This window comes from Streptomyces sp. R33, assembly GCF_041200175.1.
Lineage (GTDB): Bacteria > Actinomycetota > Actinomycetes > Streptomycetales > Streptomycetaceae > Streptomyces > Streptomyces katrae_B.
Map to the genome: position 1 here is coordinate 5,562,318 of NZ_CP165727.1, position 19,315 is coordinate 5,581,632.

17 protein-coding genes, 1 tRNA gene and 1 pseudogene are annotated in these 19,315 nt (G+C 71.9%); 10 read left to right on the forward strand and 9 right to left on the reverse strand.

From position 1 onward, the window contains the following. The first annotated feature begins 5 nt into the window (after window positions 1-5). Window positions 6-1,505: a CoA-acylating methylmalonate-semialdehyde dehydrogenase gene (locus AB5J51_RS25505; RefSeq protein WP_053785581.1), complete on the forward strand. Its 1,500-nt coding sequence runs from the start codon at window positions 6-8 to the stop codon at window positions 1,503-1,505. Window positions 1,506-1,605: 100 nt separating this feature from the next. Here AB5J51_RS25505 and AB5J51_RS25510 read toward each other — a convergent pair whose 3' ends face one another. The 5 genes from AB5J51_RS25510 to AB5J51_RS25530 form a co-directional block, all read right to left on the reverse strand. Continuing rightward, on the reverse strand, window positions 1,606-2,640 hold the full coding sequence (locus AB5J51_RS25510) for a WxL protein peptidoglycan domain-containing protein (protein WP_369778725.1): 1,035 nt from the start codon (window positions 2,638-2,640) through the stop codon (window positions 1,606-1,608). A 105-nt stretch (window positions 2,641-2,745) separates the two neighbouring features. Then, entirely contained in the window at window positions 2,746-4,038 is a 1,293-nt protein-coding gene (locus tag AB5J51_RS25515) for a hypothetical protein (protein ID WP_053785583.1), read from the reverse strand. Window positions 4,039-4,332: 294 nt separating this feature from the next. Then, window positions 4,333-5,520, reverse strand: coding sequence for a S8 family peptidase (locus AB5J51_RS25520; RefSeq protein WP_369778726.1), 1,188 nt, complete (start codon window positions 5,518-5,520; stop codon window positions 4,333-4,335). A gap of 193 nt (window positions 5,521-5,713) precedes the next feature. Then, entirely contained in the window at window positions 5,714-6,127 is a 414-nt protein-coding gene (locus AB5J51_RS25525) for a GNAT family N-acetyltransferase (RefSeq protein ID WP_030297381.1), read from the reverse strand. A gap of 178 nt (window positions 6,128-6,305) precedes the next feature. Beyond that, a complete protein-coding gene (locus AB5J51_RS25530; RefSeq protein WP_053785585.1) occupies window positions 6,306-7,004 on the reverse strand; it encodes a 4'-phosphopantetheinyl transferase superfamily protein in 699 nt (232 codons plus the stop codon). Window positions 7,005-7,093: 89 nt separating this feature from the next. On the opposite strand from AB5J51_RS25530, the gene AB5J51_RS25535 reads away from it, so the two are divergent. After that, window positions 7,094-7,867, forward strand: a complete 774-nt coding sequence (locus AB5J51_RS25535) for an alpha/beta fold hydrolase (protein ID WP_053785586.1) — start codon at window positions 7,094-7,096, stop codon at window positions 7,865-7,867. Here AB5J51_RS25535 and AB5J51_RS25540 read toward each other — a convergent pair. Beyond that, window positions 7,864-8,388 carry a hypothetical protein gene (locus tag AB5J51_RS25540; RefSeq protein WP_369778727.1) on the reverse strand — a complete coding sequence of 175 codons (525 nt, stop codon included), beginning with the start codon at window positions 8,386-8,388 and terminating at the stop codon, window positions 7,864-7,866. The genes AB5J51_RS25535 and AB5J51_RS25540 overlap by 4 nt on opposite strands. 282 nt (window positions 8,389-8,670) lie before the next feature. Between AB5J51_RS25540 and AB5J51_RS25545 the strand changes: the two genes are divergently transcribed. Further along, on the forward strand, window positions 8,671-9,156 hold the full coding sequence (locus tag AB5J51_RS25545; protein WP_369778728.1) for a phospholipase: 486 nt from the start codon (window positions 8,671-8,673) through the stop codon (window positions 9,154-9,156). A gap of 172 nt (window positions 9,157-9,328) precedes the next feature. Here the strand turns inward: AB5J51_RS25545 and AB5J51_RS25550 are convergent, their stop codons facing one another. Next, the gene (locus tag AB5J51_RS25550; RefSeq protein ID WP_369778729.1) at window positions 9,329-10,075 is read right to left on the reverse strand and encodes a class I SAM-dependent methyltransferase; all 747 of its coding nucleotides are present in this window, start codon (window positions 10,073-10,075) and stop codon (window positions 9,329-9,331) included. A gap of 51 nt (window positions 10,076-10,126) precedes the next feature. Here AB5J51_RS25550 and AB5J51_RS25555 point away from each other — a divergent pair, with 51 nt between their 5' ends. From AB5J51_RS25555 to AB5J51_RS25565, 3 genes are all read left to right on the forward strand, one after another. Beyond that, window positions 10,127-10,285 (forward strand): hypothetical protein, encoded by a 159-nt coding sequence (locus tag AB5J51_RS25555; RefSeq protein ID WP_369778730.1) that lies wholly within the window; start codon window positions 10,127-10,129, stop codon window positions 10,283-10,285. Between the two features lie 615 nt (window positions 10,286-10,900). Next, entirely contained in the window at window positions 10,901-11,182 is a 282-nt protein-coding gene (locus tag AB5J51_RS25560) for a hypothetical protein (protein ID WP_369778731.1), read from the forward strand. 21 nt (window positions 11,183-11,203) lie between these two features. Beyond that, window positions 11,204-11,551, forward strand: coding sequence for a hypothetical protein (locus AB5J51_RS25565; protein ID WP_369778732.1), 348 nt, complete (start codon window positions 11,204-11,206; stop codon window positions 11,549-11,551). Window positions 11,552-12,605: 1,054 nt separating this feature from the next. Here the strand turns inward: AB5J51_RS25565 and AB5J51_RS25570 are convergent. Then, window positions 12,606-12,932 (reverse strand): annotated as a pseudogene (locus AB5J51_RS25570) (transposase); the annotation flags it as partial. 511 nt (window positions 12,933-13,443) lie between these two features. Continuing rightward, window positions 13,444-13,516, reverse strand: a tRNA-Arg gene (locus tag AB5J51_RS25575). 331 nt (window positions 13,517-13,847) lie between these two features. On the opposite strand from AB5J51_RS25575, the gene AB5J51_RS25580 reads away from it, so the two are divergent. From AB5J51_RS25580 to AB5J51_RS25595, 4 genes are all read left to right on the forward strand, one after another. Continuing rightward, window positions 13,848-15,461, forward strand: a complete 1,614-nt coding sequence (locus AB5J51_RS25580) for an ATP-binding protein (RefSeq protein ID WP_369778733.1) — start codon at window positions 13,848-13,850, stop codon at window positions 15,459-15,461. 4 nt (window positions 15,462-15,465) lie between these two features. Continuing rightward, complete coding sequence (locus AB5J51_RS25585; protein ID WP_133898005.1) at window positions 15,466-17,307, forward strand: GTPase; 1,842 nt, start codon at window positions 15,466-15,468, stop codon at window positions 17,305-17,307. 164 nt (window positions 17,308-17,471) lie between these two features. Then, the gene (locus AB5J51_RS25590; RefSeq protein WP_053785592.1) at window positions 17,472-17,879 is read left to right on the forward strand and encodes a single-stranded DNA-binding protein; all 408 of its coding nucleotides are present in this window, start codon (window positions 17,472-17,474) and stop codon (window positions 17,877-17,879) included. Window positions 17,880-18,055: 176 nt separating this feature from the next. Next, window positions 18,056-19,231 (forward strand): thioester domain-containing protein, encoded by a 1,176-nt coding sequence (locus tag AB5J51_RS25595; RefSeq protein WP_369778734.1) that lies wholly within the window; start codon window positions 18,056-18,058, stop codon window positions 19,229-19,231. Window positions 19,232-19,315 lie beyond the last annotated feature (84 nt).

Consider the following 19,315-nt stretch of genomic DNA (forward strand, 5'->3'; position numbering starts at 1 on the left):
AGGCAATGAAGACCGTCAACCACTGGATCGGTGGCAAGACCGTCGAGGGCGCGTCGGGCAACTACGGCCCGGTCACCGACCCGGCCACCGGCGAGGTCACCACGCAGGTCGCGCTTGCGTCCGCCGAGGAGGTCGACGCGGCCGTACGGGTCGCCCAGGAGGCCTTCCAGACCTGGGGCCAGTCCTCGCTGGCCGCCCGCACCAAGGTGCTGTTCGCCTACCGCGCCCTGCTGGACGCCAACCGCGACGCCATCGCCGAGCTGATCACCGCCGAGCACGGCAAGGTCCACTCGGACGCGCTGGGCGAGGTCGCGCGCGGCCTGGAGATCGTCGAGCTGGCCTGCGGGATCACCACCCAGCTCAAGGGTGAGCTGTCGACGTCCGTCTCCAACCGGGTCGACGTCTCCTCGATCCGCCAGCCGCTCGGCGTGGTCGCGGGCATCACCCCGTTCAACTTCCCGGCGATGGTGCCGATGTGGATGTTCCCGCTGGCCGTGGCCTGCGGAAACACCTTCATCCTCAAGCCGAGCGAGAAGGACCCGTCGGCCTCCAACAAGCTGGCCGAGCTGGCGGCCGAGGCCGGCCTGCCGGCCGGTGTGCTCAACGTCGTCCACGGTGACAAGGTCGCCGTCGACGCGCTGCTCGCCCACCCGGGCATCGCGGCCGTCTCCTTCGTCGGCTCCACGCCGATCGCCCGCCACATCCACACCACCGCCTCCGCCAACGGCAAGCGGGTCCAGGCGCTGGGCGGCGCGAAGAACCACATGCTGGTGCTGCCGGACGCCGACCTGGACGCGGCCGCCGACGCGGCGGTCTCGGCCGCCTACGGCTCGGCGGGCGAGCGCTGCATGGCGATCTCGGCGGTCGTCGCGGTCGGCTCCATCGGCGACGAGCTGGTCGAGAAGATCCGCGAGCGCGCCGAGAAGATCAAGATCGGCCCGGGCAACGACCCGACCTCCGAGATGGGCCCGCTGATCACCGCCGCCCACCGCGACAAGGTCGCCTCGTACGTGAAGGGCGCGGCCGACCAGGGCGCCGACGTGGTCCTGGACGGTACGGGCTACACGGTCGGCGGCTTCGAGAACGGCCACTGGATCGGCCTCTCGCTGCTGGACAACGTCAAGACCGACTCCGACGCCTACCGCGACGAGATCTTCGGGCCGGTGCTGTGCGTGCTGCGTGCCGAGACCTACGAGGAGGGTGTGGCGCTCATCAACGCCTCGCCGTTCGGCAACGGCACCGCGATCTTCACGCGCGACGGCGGGGCGGCCCGGCGCTTCCAGCTGGAGATCGAGGCGGGCATGGTCGGCGTCAACGTGCCGATCCCGGTGCCGGTGGGCTACCACTCCTTCGGCGGCTGGAAGGACTCGCTCTTCGGCGACCACCACATCTACGGGAACGACGGCATCCACTTCTACACGCGCGGCAAGGTCGTCACGACCCGCTGGCCGGACCCGTCCGAGGCCCCGGCGGGCGTGGACCTGGGCTTCCCCCGCAACCACTGACCGCGTGGCACGGTAGGACCGGCTCGCCTTCCGCGCCCTCACGCGGGGGGCGAGCCCCCGGTGACGGCCGGATGCCGTCACCGGGGGACACCCTCGCCCGTCAGTGCGTTGCGGCCAAGTCCGGTGCGGGATCGGCCTGTTCCGCAGGGGACCGGCGGCGGGGCCGAAGTGCCCAGGCGGTGAGTGCGGCCCCCGCCAGGACCAGCAGTGCGCCGACGGCGGGCCACGGCACGGCGACGAACTCCGCCTCGGAGGCCGAGGTGAGGTCCGGATAGGCGCTCGCCCCGGCCGAGATCCGTACGGTGACCCAGTCCGACTGCGGTGCGTCCGCCCACGGTTCGGTCAGCTCGATCCGCTGGCCGGGCAGCAGCACCAGCTTCAGCTCGCGGGCCGGCCGGTCCAGCACCGTGCGGCCGAACAGCCCTTCGGCGGACACCGCCACCTTGGGCTCGACGACCACGTTGCCCCGGTTGACCAGCGTGTACGAGACCGTGGCGCGGGCCTCCTTGACCCACGGCAGCAGTGGCGCGGACCGGCTGACCTTCACGTTCTCCACGCTCAGCCCCGGCGTCACCGGCCCCGGCACCCGGAAGTACAGCCGCGAGCCGACCTGCCGCTTCACCCCGACCTGGACCTTGCCCTCCTGCCGGATGCCCTCCACGGCGGTGTTGAGGGCGACGATCCCGCCGACGTGGTCGCCGGGCGTCGCATCCTCGGGCACCTTCACCGTGAACGGGATGTCCTTGCGGCCCTTGGGCGGCACGGTCACCGTGGTCGCCGTCTCGGGCGGCAGCGCCATCCACGTGCCCACGTCCTTGGGCTTCCGGTCCACCGGCAGCAGCGCGAAGGCGCCCCCGGCCGGGGTGTTCACCGCGTCGGTGGCGAAGACCTGGAAGGTCAGTTCCTTGTCGGAGGAGTTCAGGATCGTCACGCTGTCGTGGACCGTGGTCCCGGCCGCGCCCTGGTGGAAGAAGTACGCGCGGTCCGTCATCGCGGCGCCCGCCGGGGGAGTCGGGAACACCCCCCAGGTGCCGTTGTCCGCGGCCCTCGCCGTCGCGGCGGGCAGGAGCAGGCCCGCGACCAGCAGCAGCAGCGCGAGGAGCGGACGGTACGAAGCAGGGACGCGGGTGCGCATGGGCGGTTCTCCAGTCGGCGCGGGGAGGCGGGGCGGGGGCGGAAGGCGAAGGGGTGGTGCGGCGCCGTGGCGCCGCACCACCCTGGGTGCACTGCTCCTGCCGGGTCAGGCGATCGAGAAGGTGACGACCGTCTGGTAGGTGTCGGCGAACATGAACGGCGGGAGCTGGATCATCCCGGCGCCGCCGACGGCGAACTCACCGCCGGTCAGCTCGTCCCCGCCGGCGGCCTGCGAGGCCACCTTCATCGGGGTCTCGGAGATCGCGCCGGGCGTGCCCGCGGTGCAGGTGCTCGGGCTGTCCGGGTTGGTCACGGTGCAGGACGGCTGGATGCCGATCTGCGCCTTCGCCATCGAGTGGCCGGTCGTCTGGTTCAGGAACGGCGTACGGGTCGCCGTCACGTCCCATCCGAGCGTGCCGCCGCGGAAGTCCTGGACGGTCGCGGCGTTGAACACGCCGACCACCGACTGGGCCTTGCCGTTGATGGTGACCGAGGGGAAGGCCACGGCCGGCTGGCCGTCCTTCGGGCCGAGCGCCAGCGGGCCGGGGAGGACCTCGATGTCGACCGGGTTCTTCACGCCCGCCTGGTCCTCGAGGTACACGAAGGACTTGTACGGGGTGACCGAGCCGTCGATCTTGAGGGCGTCGGCCTTCTTGGTGACGGTGATGTTGCAGGTGGCGGCGCCGCTCGCGTCCGCCGTACCGGTGCCGGTGTCACCGGTGGCCGCGCCCGCCAGGAGGGCGGAGCAGGTGACGGGCCCGGCCGCGAAGTTGGCGCCGCTGACGACGACGGCCGTGCCGGCCTTGCCGCTGTTGGGCGTCAGCTTGGTGGTGACCGGGTCCTTGGGCAGGGCCTCGACGGCGACCGAGCCGAGCGTGGCGCTCGGCCGGGGCGCCGGGGTGCAGGTCGTGGTGAACACCGAACCGCTGAGGTCGGCGTCCGTGACCGCCAGGTCGAGCTTGACGTCGACCGCGGTGCCCTCGGTACCGTCCGGGATCTTGATCGTTCCGGAGAAGGCCTTCGGGTCGAGCGGTGTGCCGGCGACGACGCTGACGGTCTCGGGCGGGCTGGTGACCACCTGGGTGGTCGTGCCCACCTTGAGGGTGATCTTGGTGGTGTTCACCGTCGTGACGGAGAAGCCGGGGATCAGCGGGCTCGCACCCGGGTCTATCGTGATCGGTACGACGTCGCCGGCCTTGGCCGTGCCGGGCACCGTGACCGTGTAGTTCTGGTTGCCCGAACCGTCCGGCTGCGGAGCCGGGGCGTCGCAGTTCTCGAAGACGGGGGTGGTCACGGTCGCCGCCTGGGCGGTGCCGGTCAGGCCCACCACGCCGCCCGTCAGCGCGAGGGACAGGGCGCCCGCCCCGGCCAGAATTCTTCGTCGGAACGTTGTACTCACTGGGTCGCGACTCCTTCGTCAGACGAACCCCTCCCCCCACCCGCTGTGTGGGGGAGGCCGAGCCGGTGCGGTGGCCGACATTGACGCGTCGCGGTGATGAGAAGTCAATGACTTGCTTTCGCCCGAAGCACACAGAAATTGATGTCCCATCAGGCCGGGGCTTCGGGGGTGCGGTGCGGGTGGGGTGGGTGGGGGGGCGGGCGGGGGCCGACCTGGGCGTACGGGCTCCCGCGGCCGCGGGCCCGGGGCCGCCCGTGCGGGGGCGCTGCGGCACGTCGCCGCGGCCCCAGCCCGTCAGCCCGCGGCCGCCGGGGCGCGCAGCAGCAGGTTGGCGGTGCCGGCCGGGACCCCGGTGAGGTGGTCCGGTACGGCGCCCCGCACCAGCGCGGCGGACACCTCGGCGGGGGTCTTGGCCGTACCGCCCGCGGCGAGGCCGTCCGCGAGGATCAGCGCGGCGACGCCGGCCGCGTGCGGGGCCGCCATGGAGGTGCCGGTGGCGCGGGCGAGGGCGGTGGTCGAGCCCTTCCAGGCCGAGGTCACGGACACGCCCGGCGCGACGAGGTCCACGCAGCGGCCGTAACTGGAGAACGGGGCCCACTGGTCCGCGGCGTCGGCCGCGCCGACCGTGACCGCCGCGGGGACGGCGGCGGGGGATCCGGTGCAGGCGTCGTCGGCGGAATTGCCGGCGGCGACGGTGAAGGTGATCCCGGCGGCGACGGCCCGCGTCACCGCCGCGTCCAGGGAGTAGCTCCGGGTGCCGCCCATGCTCATGTTGGCCACGGCGGGGGTGCCGGGGGCCTTGGCGGCGTCCTTCACCATCCACTCCAGGCCGCCCAGGATCGAGGTCAGGGCCGCGGACCCCTTGCAGTTGGCGACCTTGACGCCGACGAGGGAGACCCCCTTCGCGACCCCGTACGTCGCCCCGCCCAGGGTGCCGGCGACGTGCGTGCCGTGGCCGTTGCAGTCGCTGGCGCTCTCCAGGAACACCCCGTTGTAGCCGACCCGGGCCCGGCCCCCGAACTCCTGGTGGCCGGTGTTGATCCCGGTGTCCACGACGTACGCGGTGACGCCCTGCGCGGTGGTCGCGTACGAGTACGAGCCGTCGAGCGGGAGATCGCGCTGGTCGATCCGGTCCAGGGGCCAGGGCGCCGGGTTCTGCGCGTCGCTGATCCGGAACTCGGTGTCCGGCTCCACCGACGCCACCCGGGGGTCGGCGGCGAGCGCGGCGGCGCGGGCGGCGGTGGTGCGGACGGCGAAGCCGTTCAGGACGGTGTCGTAGACCGCCCCCACCCGGTCCCCGGCGCCGGCGGCCTCGGCGGCCAGGGCGCGGGTCGGGGCGCGGGAGGCGGTGTCCTTGAGGACCACGACGTAGGGGGCGGTGGCGCTTGCGGCGCGGTCGGCGGCGGTTGCGGGGTGCGGCGGCAGGGCGGTGACCGCCGCCAGCAGGGCGGCGGCCGGGAGCAGCGCGGTGAGTGCGGTCATGCGGCCGATGCTCGGCGAGGTGCGGGCCGGGCGCGCGGAGGGTGCGCCGACTGGGCGCACGACACGCCGCCGGACGGATGAGGCGGTACCCGGCGGATCACGGCCGCGCCGAGCGGCCGGACACCCCGACGGCGACGACCTCGGTCGCCTCCTTCGGGCGCAGCCGGCCGGGGCGGCTGCGGAACCGGAACCCCTAGCCGGCGAGGGGCCAGCCGCGCATGGCGAAGACGCCCTCGTCGCGGGAGCCGGCGGAGGCGTAGGTGGCGAGGGCGGCCTCGTTGTCGGTGTCGACTCCCACCCACATGCCGTAGCAGCCGCGCGCCTTGGCCTCGTCGGCTAGGGCCTCGGTCAGGGCGCGGCCGATGCCGCGGCGCCGGTAGCCCTCGTCGACGGACAGCTCGTACAGGCACATCTCGGTGCCCTTGTCGGGGTGGCTCATCTCGACCCCGGAGACCATGCCGGCGGGGATGTCGTCGACGTAGGCGATGAGCATCAGGTGTCCCGGCGCGGAGAGGAAGCGCTCGGACCAGTCGAGTCGGGCGGGGCCGTCGAAGAGCCCCTCCGCGGCCTGGAGTTCGGCGACGGTACGGGCGGGGCGGATGTCCATGGCGGTCACGATAATGGCCGCGCGACGAGCGGAGACCTTGATTTCCCCACGGCGTGGCGCACCGCCCCGGAGGCGGTGCGCAGGGCGCTCGGGCCGTCGTACGAGGCGCCGGCCGCCGGCGGGCGGGTGTACGAGGCGCCGGCCGCCGGCGGGCGGGCTGCCGGGGCCGGGCGGTGGGTCAGGTGCGGAGGGCGAGGGCTGCCGCGTAGGCCGGCGGGGACGGGAGGTCCGTCACCTGCCAGCCGGGGACGGGCGCCGGGTCGGGGCCCGAGCCGACGTACGGGTCGGCCAGGCCCAGGGCCAGGCCGGTTCCCGTGCCCTTGAAGTAGGCCTCCTTGCGCGCCCACAGGCGGGCCAGTGCCTCCGGCCGCTCCGCCACGGGCAGTGCGGAGAGCTCCGCGGTCTCCGCCGGATGCAGGCTGGGCAGGACGTCCACCACCGCCTCCGCACTCGGGGTCGCCTCCACGTCGATCCCGACGGGCACCCCCGCGAACGCGAGGTACGCCAGGTCGTCACTGTGCGAGAGCGAGAACTGCACCGCGCCTCCCGCCACCGCCGGCCGCCCGTGCGGGCCGTCGCAGCACGGGCAGTCCTCCCGGACCAGGACGACGTCCTGCGGGGCCAGCCCGAGGTAGCCGCCGAGCAGCACCCGCAGCCCGACGTGGGAGGCGAGGTAGCGGCGGCGGTCCTCGGCCCGCAGCAGCCGCCCGGCCCGGTCCCGCTCGCTCGCGTCCAGGATCGCCGTGGCCCCGTCGATGCGGTGGCCGCCGACCACGTCGAGGGTCGTGTCCAGGGACCACACCGTCACGGCCGTCCCCGTCGGGACCTCGCCGGTCCGCTGCGGGTCCTCGCCGAGTCGGTTCACGTACGTACTCACCCGACGAGGGTAGACCAGGCGTTCGAGGCGGCCCTGGTTAACCTCTTCGTCTCGCCGATCAGTTGATCAGTCGTTCAAGGGAGCTTCAGATGCGAAGTGCCGCCGTCACGCCGGAAGATGACCGGATCCGCTGGGTCGAGCTGCCGGGCGAGGAACCCGCCCGTGTGTACGTGCACGGGCTGGGATCGACCTCGCCCGCCTACTTCGCCGCGAGCGCCGTGCACCCGCTCCTCGCGGGCCGCCGCTCGCTGCTGGTCGACCTGCTGGGGCACGGGCACAGCGACCGGCCCGAGGGTTTCCCGTACACCCTCGAGGCGCACGCCGACACCCTGGCGGCCGCTCTGGATGCGGCCGGTGCGACCGGCGTGGAGCTGATCGCCCACAGCATGGGCGGCGCTGTGGCCATCGTGCTCGCCCACCGGCACCCCCGCCTGGTCTCCCGGCTGGTGCTGGTCGACGCCAACCTGGACCCGGTGCCGGTCGTCCCGCGCACCGCCGGCAGCAGCGGGATCGCCTCCTACACCGAGGAGGAGTTCCTGGCCGGCGGCTGGGCCGAGGTGCGCGACCGGGTCGGCGCGCACTGGTGGTCCACCATGCGCCTGGCGGACCGTACGGCCCTGCACCGCACCGCCGTACACCTGGCGGCCGGCACGACGCCGACCATGCGCGAGCTGCTGCTCGAGCTGAAGATCCCGCGCACCTACCTGCTGCCCGCGGCCGACGGGGCCCTCGCCGGGGCCGAGGCCCTGGAGGCCGCCGGGGTGTCCGTGGTCCCCGTTCCGGACTGCGGGCACAACATCATGCTCGACAACCCGGAGGCGTTCGCCCGGGCCACCGCCGCCGCACTCGAACGCGAGAACTAGCCGCGGCTGCGTGCGTGGGGCGCCGCCGGGGAGCCGTCCTGCGTCTTCGCCCCCGGCGAAGGGGTCCCGTCGGTCCAGGCGTAGACCCGCTTGCCGCGCACCGCTACCTGGTACTGGTAGAAGTCCCGGCACTCGGGCCGCTCCTCGGACCGGGTGCCGTGCGGCCACCACTTGGCGCTCAGCTTCCGCCCGCCCTGGTCGTTCGGCGTGCCCGCGGCGCACTGCGGGCCGTCCAGCGGGGTCGCTCCGAGCGTGAAGCGGATCAGCCTGGCCTCGCCGGTGCTGTGCACGCGTATGCGTATGTCGGTGGCGTCCTTGGGCACCCAGGACGGCAGCGCGAAGGCCTTCCCGTCGCGGGTGGGCGCATCGGCGGCGGTCGCGAAGTGCTTGCTCTTCTCCTTGAAGACCTGGTCGTTGATGGAGTCGGTCAACGGGTTGGGCGGGAGGTTGGGCAGCGCGAAGGCGGCGGTGGCGACGACTCCCACGGTGGCGGCGGCGATGACGAGGGGACGGCGGTTCATGTGATCCAGTCTCGGCCCTGGCGCTCCCGTGCGCGTCCCTCCCCAGGACGAACCCGATGTCTGCCGGAAGTCTGATACCGCGTCCTACCTGAGAGCTGCCCCGGTCAGCCCGGGAGCCTTCACTGACCCCTCGTCATCGACACCGGCATCCCGACACCACGGCCCGGCGAGCGGCGTTATAGCGGCGTTAAGGGGCGGCGATAGGACGTGCCCCGAAGGTGGGACCCGACGCCGTACCGGGGGTTACCCCGGGCGGCCCCACCCCCGTCCCGGAGGAATGCCATGCGCCGTCGTCCCGCTCCTCTCCTCGCATCGGTGGCCATGGCCGCCGTACTCGTCGTCGCGACCCCCGCGTCGGCCGCCCCGGCCGACAAGCCGCAGGTCCTCGGTACGTGGACGCAGACCAGCGCCACCAGCTACAACGCCTGGGCCGCGGCGCGCGGCAACCAGGGCCAGTGGACGGCGTACGGCTTCGACTGGTCGACGGACTACTGCACGACCTCGCCCGACAACCCGTTCGGGTTCCCCTTCCAGATGTCGTGCGCCCGCCACGACTTCGGCTACCGCAACTACAAGGCCGCAGGTGCATTTCCGGCCAACAAGTCCCGCCTGGACGATGCCCTCTACGCGGACCTGAAGCGGGTCTGCTCGGCGTACTCGGGTGTGAAGAAGGGATCCTGCGACAGCACCGCGTGGACCTACTACCAGGCCGTCAAGGCCTTCGGCGTGTCCCCGCAGGACGTACCGCAGGACGTGCCCGCCGCCTGAGCCGTCCCGTGATCGACCCGGCTCTCCCTTGATCTCCGGTCCCGCCCGCACCCCCGTCGGGCGGGACCGGCCGAGGAAGTCACCACCGTGATCGTCATCGTCGAACACGGCCCCACCAAAGCGGTGTTCCCCACCCGACGGAACCGCGCACGCCGGACTGCGTCCAGGGCCGCTACGGCTGACCCACCCGCGCAACCCGCAGGTCGACGACGTAGTGCTCTCGAACCGTCCCCTCCGGGAACAGCCGGAACAGATGCTCCCTCTCCCCGCCCAGGAACTCATCGGTCCCGGGCCGTCCGATCAGAAAGAGGGAATGTGTCCCCAGCTTGGCGAGGTGGACATCGATGGGGACCCGGCGGGACCAGCGCAGCATCCGGGTGGTGAACTCCAAGCCGCCCTGTGACCGCGGACGTTCGTTGATGTACCAACCGGGACCGAAGCTCTCTTCGATCCGCGCCTGCTGGTCGGCGATCCACCCGACGCCGACGTCCGGGTCGTTCGACCAGACGGCCAGCGCCCCGCCGGGCCGCAGCACGCGCAGGGCTTCGGGCCCGGACCGGGCCGGGTCGGTCCAGTGCCAGGACTGTGCGTACGTAAGGAGGTCCAGGGACCCGGACACGAACGGCAGCCGATCCCCATCCCCCCGTACGAGCGGAATGTGCGGGTGACGTCGCCGAAACTCCGCGGCCATCCCCGCCCCCGGCTCGACGCCGACCACCCGAGCCCCGCGGCCGTACAACACCTCAGTCGCGATCCCGGTCCCAGCCCCGACATCGGCAACCCGCGCCCCGCCCAGCGCAACCCCGGAAAGCTCCTCCAGGGCATCGAACAGCCCGTCCGGATACGAGGGCCGGTGATCCCCGTACCGCCGGGCAGCCACCCCGAACGACCGCGCCCGCTCCACAGATCCGTCCGCCATCCGCCCACCCTCCCGCACCACCGCCCTCCCGCACCAGGGCGCACTGCAGCCATGGCCGGTCCCGTCTACTTCCGCAAGGTCTCCGAGGACCCGGGGACGGTCCGCTGCGCCTTCGGCCCCGACCCGGAAGGCATGCCCCGCACCCTGACGATGCACAAGGCCCCCGCACCTCGGCAGTGGACGACGACCGCCCCGACCACCTCGCCCTGAAGGCCTCTGAGTCAGGTGGCGTCCGAGCCAGTCTTCCGCACCCACGCCGCGGGAGGGGGCGGACCCCGCGCGGCGTTCGAAACCATCGCAGCAGTGGACTTTGACGCGCAGCGCTGGCGACGTTCGGGGCCAACCACCCCTCCAGTCCACGTGGAGGAGCTGAGCAACGGGCAGTTCGCCCCCGTGCCCGTCGTAGACCGTGTCGACGTCATCACTGGACGGCCCGAGCGCTGGCCCGACACATCGCTTGACCTGTGCGGGAGTTAGCCGGAGGCGCCGATGCGGGAGTCGGAGGTGAACCGCGTGGGCGGTCGGTTCCGTGAAGGCCGCCGTAAGGCTCACGCGCCGTGCTCCGATTCTTCGGAGCCTTCCTCAGTGTGGGTGCGTCAAGGATGCCGGTTGGGCAACCCACCAGGAGGGTAAAGATCCGCTTCGGCTCACGGCTCAGAGGCGTCTGCCGGCGCCTTCCCGTGCCGCTGAGCTCTCCAGGAAAAGGGGCTCGTCCCTGGAGCCGAAACACGCGTATCGCATGAAAGTTGCCTCTGTAGGCATGCGCTCACGTGCATCATGGTAGTTAGGTGGCAAGTGGAGGGGAGCGGAAGGTGCTTAACGATCATGGGTAACGATCAAAAGGTCGCTAGGCTGACCGTGACACGCCGTAAGCGGAGCTCGGCGCAGAAGAATTATCGTCGGGCGATCCTGGCCCTGATGGCTCTCGCTGTTATGGCACCCCCGTACGAGTCGCCTTCTATGGATCTCAAGATCATCACTTGGCTGCTCATCTCCCTGGTCGTCCTGATGTGTCTCTACTTCGTTTTTGCATCGGATGTGGTGCGAGGAATTCTCGCGAGCATTTTCAAAGAGCCTCGAAAAGACACTATTTTGACGATCGAGTGACGAGTCGGACGGAGGGGGAGCTTGAGTTCGGCGCAACAGCGGAGGAAAAAGAAACTTCCGCCGCAGAAATCTGTCAGCCGGCAGAATCGCAGCGGTAAGCCTTCGGTTGGCGGTGCCACCCATGTGGGCGCCGCTAGGGAGGTCGAAGAGATATATATTGCGTCGAAATTCAAAATGATCTTCCTCTCTGTTTTGTCCATAACCATGCTCTGCTTGGCTATGGATTTCGCGCTTGTGCTCTTCGGCCCGACGCCCAATGAATCCCTTCGGTCGTTTGAGGACAGTCTGATGTCAGGGTTCAAGATCGGCTTCGGGGCGATAGTGGGACTAATTGGCGGAAAAGCAAGTTCGAGTGCTTCCAAGGGATGAGTTTCCGACTCTACGGTCACGTTCGGGGAGATTCGGTGGGTAAGCGGCTCATCGGAGTGCCGCCGCTCCCATCGCGGGACTCGTAGGGTGCACCACATCGCTATCCGCCGCTGACTGGCAGGAATCTACGGAGTCCATCGATGTCGCCCGCCTGGTACCAATTTCGCCGGTCAGGCGAAGGGGGCAGGCAGGACGCCCTAAGAGGAACCGGAACTGTGGTTGGCATCCAAGACGCGAAGTCAAAACCGGACAGCCCAGTGAGCGAGAGTTGATCCGCGGAGTCGACTTCGATCCGCCCCTCGGGGTGTTCCTCCGATTCCTGCGAGCCAAGGCGGCGAACAGCGGTCTGCGCCTCAACGATCGGGCAACGGCTGGCAGTATTTGGGTTCGCCCCACACTGTCAGCGACTCAGAAGCAGAATCGGGAGATGTTCCCCGAGCAGCATCCGGGTTGGGTTGACCGCTGGACCGGTTACGTCGAGTCGGATGATGCACCCCTTAGCCCTTGGGGCGGCAGAGGCGAGGATCTAAGTCGTGCTGCGATCCAAGTCCAGTTCCAGCAGTTGGGGACGCCGAGTAGTGGCGGGTGTTCCTGCGGCATGCGCCTTCGGGGTATAGGTGACGATGACACCGTCCCCCGTGTTCATCATGCGGCTTGGGCCTTAGGTGTTCGCGTACCGAAGGGGTTTGACGGGTGGGGTGGGTGACCTGGCAGTTGTCACGACGCATTCACCCATTTCGTGGCGGAGGTTAGCCCACCGAGTGGCGCGTGTGCCGAAGGGAAGGCAACTACGACTGCGCCCCCGCATCATCTTGATTTTGGTAGCAGACGCCTATCGGCACCGTGGCGTTGGTGCCACGCTCATACGGGCACTCGCCACCGTCTTTGGATGCGAGGTCGCGGAAGTGTCCTGGTCGACTCCCGTAAGCGCCGCGGGCCGGCGTCTTACTCGCCGACTCTCGCCCGATGGTATTTCGGTCAGCTGAATGGCCTGGCAACGCTACTGACTGGACCCTCACACAGGCGGGCCACCTGGCCACGGGAACAGCCCAGTTCGGCGGTGGAGACGGTGGCAGTAGGCGAGCGAGGCCACCGTGCACTCGATGGTCCAGCGGTGGCGGCCCAGCCGCTGCGAGGGCGCGATGTCCTTGCGGGCGATGCGGTGCTCGATACCGCGTCCGCGTAACCGTCTCCGCAGGTGGGCGTCGTCGTAGCCTTTGTCCGTGTGGAGTCTTCCCGGCTTGCGCCGACGGCGGCCGTGGCGTGATCGGATGGATGGTATGCCGCGGACGAGGGCCTCGAGGGCCTGGCTGTCGTGCAGGTTCGCCCCTGCGATTCCGGCGGACGTGGGCGGACCGATCCGCTCCGTGGCCAAGTGAACCGGTCTCTGCTAGCCGACAGGGGAAGGAACGGAGGTGCTTGGCCAGGTCCGTCATCCGGCGAGCCTGGCGCTCGGCGCGCCAAGCGACGCTCACCCCGCATGAGTTCGACTCCCCGCTGGGGAGGGGTCTACGACCTCAGGAACACGTGTCTGACAAATTGGCTCAATGACGGACTGCCGCCCGCGCAGGTGGCGGAGCGGGCGGGCAACAGCGTGGCGGTACTGCTGGCCACCTATGCCCGCTGCATCGCGGGTCAGATGAGCGACCTCAAGCGCCGCATCGAGGCCGGGGGAGACCTTCCCGGGGGTCTGACCCGTGCTCCGGCAACGCCACCGCGTATCCGCCGTGGCCACCCGTAGAAACCCGGAATCAGCCGGACAAGGCCGGACTCCCTCGGAGGCGATCCGAGGGAGTCCGGCCTTCGCCGTGTTGCTACGCAAGATAGAGAAAGGTGCTCTGACCTGTACGAAAGCCCTCCCGGAGGGAGGGGTGGAGGTGGGACGTGGAGAGTGCCCCCGGCAGGACTCGAACCTGCGGCCAAGTGCTTAGAAGGCACCTGCTCTATCCACTGAGCTACGGGGGCCGGAAGGTGGCCGTGGTGGCCTGGAGCCCCGGGGTGGGGGTGGGACTGCCGTCCGGACCGGGTCAAGGATAGGGCTCCGGCCGCCTTGTCCCGGTTGCTTCACCCGCGTGCCACGATGTGGAGGTTCGGTGAAGCGGTCCCGATAATCGCAGGCAGGTGCGATTCTCGCACCGCTTTTGCGCCGCGGCGGGCCTGGTGTTGTGCACTCGTTATGCCTGCGCCCCACTCGTCCGCTGTGTCCAAAAGGTCCACTGGAGTCGCGGTCGGCGCGCAGAGGGCGTATAAGCTTCAAAAATGGCCCCAAATTGGGCATTCTTCGCATGTGGTGACCTTGGATGTTCGGCCTCAGCTGCTCGATGCCCTGTCCGCCCTGCGCGACCGGGTCGCGTCCGTGCGTCTGCCGCTGCCCCTGCCCGGCGCCCCGCGCGCCCGTCAGACCAGAGCCGAGCTGCTCGCGCAGCTCGACGACTACCTCGTACCCCGGCTGAAGGCGCCCGAGGCGCCGCTGCTCGCCGTCGTCGGCGGGTCAACCGGGGCCGGTAAGTCCACTCTCGTCAACTCCCTCGTGGGGCGCCAAGTGAGTGAAGCCGGCGTGCTCCGGCCCACGACACGCACCCCCGTACTCGTCTGCCATCCGGATGACCATCACTGGTTCGCCGGAATGCGGGTCCTGCCCGACCTGATGCGGGTCTGGGCCCCGCCCGGCGAGGACGACCCACTCCCCGCCCCCCACCGCGGCTCCCCCCGCGGATTCGGGAACACAGCCGCCACCCGCGAGCTGCGGATCGAGACCGTCGCCGGTCTGCCGCGCGGGCTCGCCCTCCTCGACGCCCCCGACATCGACTCCCTCGTCGTCGAGAACCGGACACTCGCCGCCGAGCTCATCTGCGCCGCCGACGTCTGGGTCATGGTCACCACCGCCTCGCGGTACGCCGACGCCGTGCCCTGGCACCTGCTGCGCACCGCCAAGCAGTACAAGGCCACCCTGATCATCGTCCTCGACCGGGTCCCGCACCAGGTGCTCACCGAGGTCTCGCGGCAGTACGGGGCCCTGCTCACCCGGGCCGGGCTGGGCGACGTACCGCGGTTCACGGTGCCCGAGCTGCCCGAATCGGCCGGCGGGGGCGGGCTGCTGCCGGCCAGCGCCGTCGCCCCGCTCTTCGCATGGCTCGCCCACCACGCCCAGGACCCCGCCGCCCGGCAGTACGCCGTCGGACGCACCGCGCTCGGCGCGCTGGACTCCCTCGGGCGCCGGATGCCGGAGCTGGCATCCGCCGTCGCCGCCCAGTACGCCGCCTCCGTACGGCTGACCTCGGCCGTGGAGGACGCGTACCGCAGGGAGGGCAAGCGGGTCCGCAACCGGCTCGACCAGGGCGCCGTACTGGCCGGGGACGCGCTGACCCGGTGGCGCGGCTACCCCCTCGACACCACCGCCGACGAACTGCTCGACTCGCTCGCCGAGTCGCTCGCCGCGCTGCTCCAGTGCGCGGTTGCCGCCGCCGACGAGCGGATCGCCCAGGCCTGGCGGCGCGAGCCGGCCGCCGGGGCGGTGCAGCTGCCCGGACCCGACCGGGAGGCGGCGGAACGTATCGGCTTGGCCGTACGGCGTTGGCGGCGCGTACTGGAGGAACTCGCCGAGGACGAGGTCGCCCGGCTCAACAAGCAGCCCGCGCCCGATCCCGACGGGGTCGCCGCCCTGCTCGTCGCGGCCCTCCTCGGCGGCAAGCGGGCCCGGCCCGCCGGGGAGAAGCTCGCCGAGCGGATCGGCGTACAGGCCGCCGTACGGCTGCGCGACCGGGGCGGCGAACTGGTCGCGCAGCACCTGGAGCAGGTGCTGCGCGCCGAACGGGACCGCCGGCTGGCCCCGCTGGAGGCGCTCGAAGTGACGCCGGAACCGCAGGCCGAGCTGATCGCCGCGCTGTCCCTACTGCAGAAGGAGAGGTGACGCGGTGACCGCCTTGACCGACCGCACCGACGACCGCTGGGACGACGGATTCATCGCACGCTCGCGCCGCCCCGGCGGGATCGACGTGGACCTCGACATCGACGAAGGGGACGAGGGCGACGACGCGCTCGTCCGTGCCGTCTCCGGCGCCGGCAGCGACGGGGGCAAGGCGCCCTCGCCGCCGCTCAGCCCCGAGGGACAGGCGCTGCGCACGCGCCTCGAGGCGCTGCGCCAGCTGGTCGGGCTCTCACGGACCCGGCTCGACGGAAAGACCCTCGCCGAGGCCGGCCGGGTGCTCGACGAGGCGGCCGCACGGCGCGGGCTGTCGCCGCAGCACACGGTCGTCGCGATCGCCGGAGCCACCGGAAGCGGCAAGTCCACGCTCTTCAATTCACTCGCCGGAGTGCAGATTTCCGAGACGGGGCTGCGCAGGCCGACGACCGCCGCGCCCATCGCGTGCAGCTGGTCGGACGGCGCGGCCGGGCTGCTCGACCGCCTGGAGATCCCGGGCAGGCTGCGCCGCCGGCCGCGCGAGACCTCGGAGAACGGGGCGCTGCGCGGGATGGTCCTCGTGGACCTGCCGGACCTGGACTCCGCGGTCGGCGCCCACCGCGACCACGTGGACCGGGTGCTCGCCCTCGTCGACGCCGTGGTGTGGGTGGTCGACCCGGAGAAGTACGCCGACGCGGTGCTGCACGAGCGGTACCTGCGGCCGCTGGCCGGGCACGCCGAGGTGACGTTCGTCGTGCTGAACCAGGTGGACCGGCTGCCCGGCGAGTCGGCGGACCTCGTACTGGACGACCTGCGGCGGCTGCTGGACGACGACGGCATCGCCCTCGGCGAGCACGACGAGCCCGGCGCCACCGTCCTCGGGCTGTCGGCGCTGACCGGCGAGGGCGTCGGGGAACTGCGCGACCTCCTCGCGCAGTTCACCCAGGAGAAGGGCGCCGCGACCCGGCGGATCTCCGCCGATGTCGACCGGGCCGCCATGCGCCTGCGCCCGCTGTACGTGGCCGACGGCCATCCGGGGCCGGAGATCGGGGAGGCGGCGCGCGCCGAGTTCGAGGACCGGCTCGCGGAGGCGGTCGGGGCGTACGCGGCCGGGCTGGCCGCCGAACGGGCCTGGCGGCGCAATGCCGGCAAGGCGTGCGGCACCCCGTGGCTGCGGCTGTGGCGGTGGTACGAGAGCCGGCGCGCCCCGCGCACGCTGGCCGGGCTGGCCGCCCTGGCGGTCATCGGCGGTCGCGGGCCCGCGACCGCGCAGACGCCGGTCGAGGAGGAGGTCACCGCGCGCCAGCGGGTGGAACAGGCCGTACGGACGGTCGCCGACGCGGCGGCCGACGGGCTGCCCGACGCCTGGGCGCAGGCGGTACGGGAGACCGCGGTGCGCGGCGCCGAACAGCTCCCGGAGTCGCTGGACGAGATCGCGGTCACGCTCGGGTCTGCGGTGACGGTGCCGAGCGCCAAGCCTCCGCGGCCGGCGTGGTGGCCTGCGGCGGTGCTGGCGCAGGCGGCGATGACGCTGCTGCAGATCTACGGCGGACTGTGGCTGGTCGGGCAGATCGCCGGGGTCCTGGAGCCGCGCCTGATGCCGCCGGTGCTGCTGATGGTGGCGGGCATCGTCGGTGGACCGCTGGTGGAGTGGACCTGCTCGATCGCCGCCCGGGGCCCGGCGCGGCGGTACGGGCAGGACGCGGAGCGGCGGCTGCGGCAGGCGGCGGCCGGCTGCGGGCGGGCCAGGGTGCTGGAGCCGGTGGCGGCGGAGCTTCTGCGCTACCGGGAGGTGCGCGAGCAGTACGCGACGGTGGCCGCAGGGGGGACGAAGTTGTCCACAACCCGCCAGTAGTCCACAGGCCGGAGCGGGAGTCGGGGGGCCGCGCCAGCATGGGTCGTACCTCGTGCGGATGGTCCGTGCGGGTTGTGCGGATGATCCGTGCAGGTCGTGCGGCCGGTCCGTGCAGATCGTGCGGACGGTCCGTGCGGGTACGGATGCGGGGGAGGGCTGCCGGGATGAACGACACCACGGTGACGCTGATCGGTCATGTGGCCACGCAGATCGACTACAAGGAGACGGTGAACGGGCCGTCGGCGCGGTTCAGGTTCGCCGTGACGCCACGGTACTTCGACCGGCGCAAGGACGCCTGGACGGACGGGACCACCAGCTTCTATACCGTGTGGGCGCGGCGCACGCTCGCCGTGAACCTGGCCGGTTCCGTCGCGGTGGGCGAGCCGCTGGTGGTGCACGGGCGGCTGCGCGTCCGGGAGGATCCGCCCGACGGGGAGGGCAACCGGTGGTTCTCGGCGGAGATCGACGCGACCGCCGTCGGCCACGACCTGAACCGGGGGACGGCGGCATTCCGCCGGGTCGTCAAGGCGGATCCGCCACTGATGGCCACTCAGAAGGCGGCGGTGGTCTGAGTGTTCGAGGCGGTTAGGATTCCCCGGTACTCACGGGCACCTGGGTCATTGGCCCGAAGGGGAAGACTGTGTCGATTGCCGTTCCCGCATCCTCCGCTCCTGATTCCGTTCCTTCTCCGCTGCCTGCTGCCGCTCCTGCTGTCGCTTCCGCCAGACCTGCCACGCCTGTTGCGGCGATGGCGGCTGTACGGGCTTCCGCGCGGCGGCCGTTGGCCGCGGCGCTGCTGGCCGCGGCCCTGGCCGCCGCCCCGGCGGCGCGGGCGGCCGCGGACTCCGGGACACCCGCCCCCCGGACACCGGAGGGCGCGAGCGCCGTGCTGGACGGGCTGAAGACGTACGGGCAGGCAGTCCTGCGCGGGAAGGACGGTTCGGTCCGGCAGATCCCGGCCGGGCTGTACGAGATGCGGGTCGACGGCGGCGGGATGCTCCAGACGTACGGAGTCGGCGTGGCGGGCAACGCCCAGCCGCAGGCCCGGTACACGGAGAGCGGCTGGAACGGCACCCTGCTCGCCGGGAACGGGGAGGCGGGCCGGATCCGCTGGGTCCTCGAGCACTCCTACCCGCAGCTGAACGATCTCGCCGGACTGGCCAAGGCGGCCGGGGCCGGGGCCCTGACCGCGGAGAGCGCGGCCGCCGGGACCCAGGTCGCGATCTGGCGGCTCGCGGACGGGGCGCAGGTGGAGGCCGCCGACCCGGCGGCGGAGAAGCTGGCCGACTACCTCCAGCGGTCTGCGGGCAAGCTCCCGGAGCCGCCGGCCTCGCTGGGGCTGGACCCGGAGCACGTGTCGGGTCCCGTGGGCACCCGCCTCGGGCCGGTGACCGTGCGGACCGGGGCCGAGAGCGTGACGGTCACCCCGGACGCGGCCGCCGTGGCCATGGGGGTGCGGGTGGTGGACGCCGAGGGGCGACCGCTCACCACCGCGGCCAACGGGAGCCGGCTGTACTTCGAGGTGCCGGCGGGCACCCCGGACGGCGCGGCCTCGGTCACCGTCCAGGGCTCCACGAAGGTGCCGGTCGGGCGGGTCTTCACCAGCGGGGTGCCGGCCCAGGCGCAGATCGTTGCGGGCTCCAGCGAGTCCGCGGCGGCGGCCACGGCGAACGCGGTCTGGCCGCAGCCCGTCGTGGCCGAGGCCGGCACGACCGGCGACGGGACGGCCGTGACGCAGGCCTCGGCCGCGGCTGCGGCGGCGGTTTCGTCGGAGTCCACCCCGGACGAGGAACGGCTCGCCACCAGCGGCAGCTCGGCCGCCACCCCGGTCATCGCCTCGCTGGCGGTGGGCCTGGTGGTCCTGGGCGGCCTGGTGGTCCTCCTGCTTCGCAAGCGCCCGCTGGACGAGGAGGACCAGGCGTAGGGCATCCCGACGACGGTGGGATCGGGTCCTGGGGGCGCGGCCGGTCGGCCGCGAGATGGCTCCGGCGCTCGGAGGGCCGTGGGG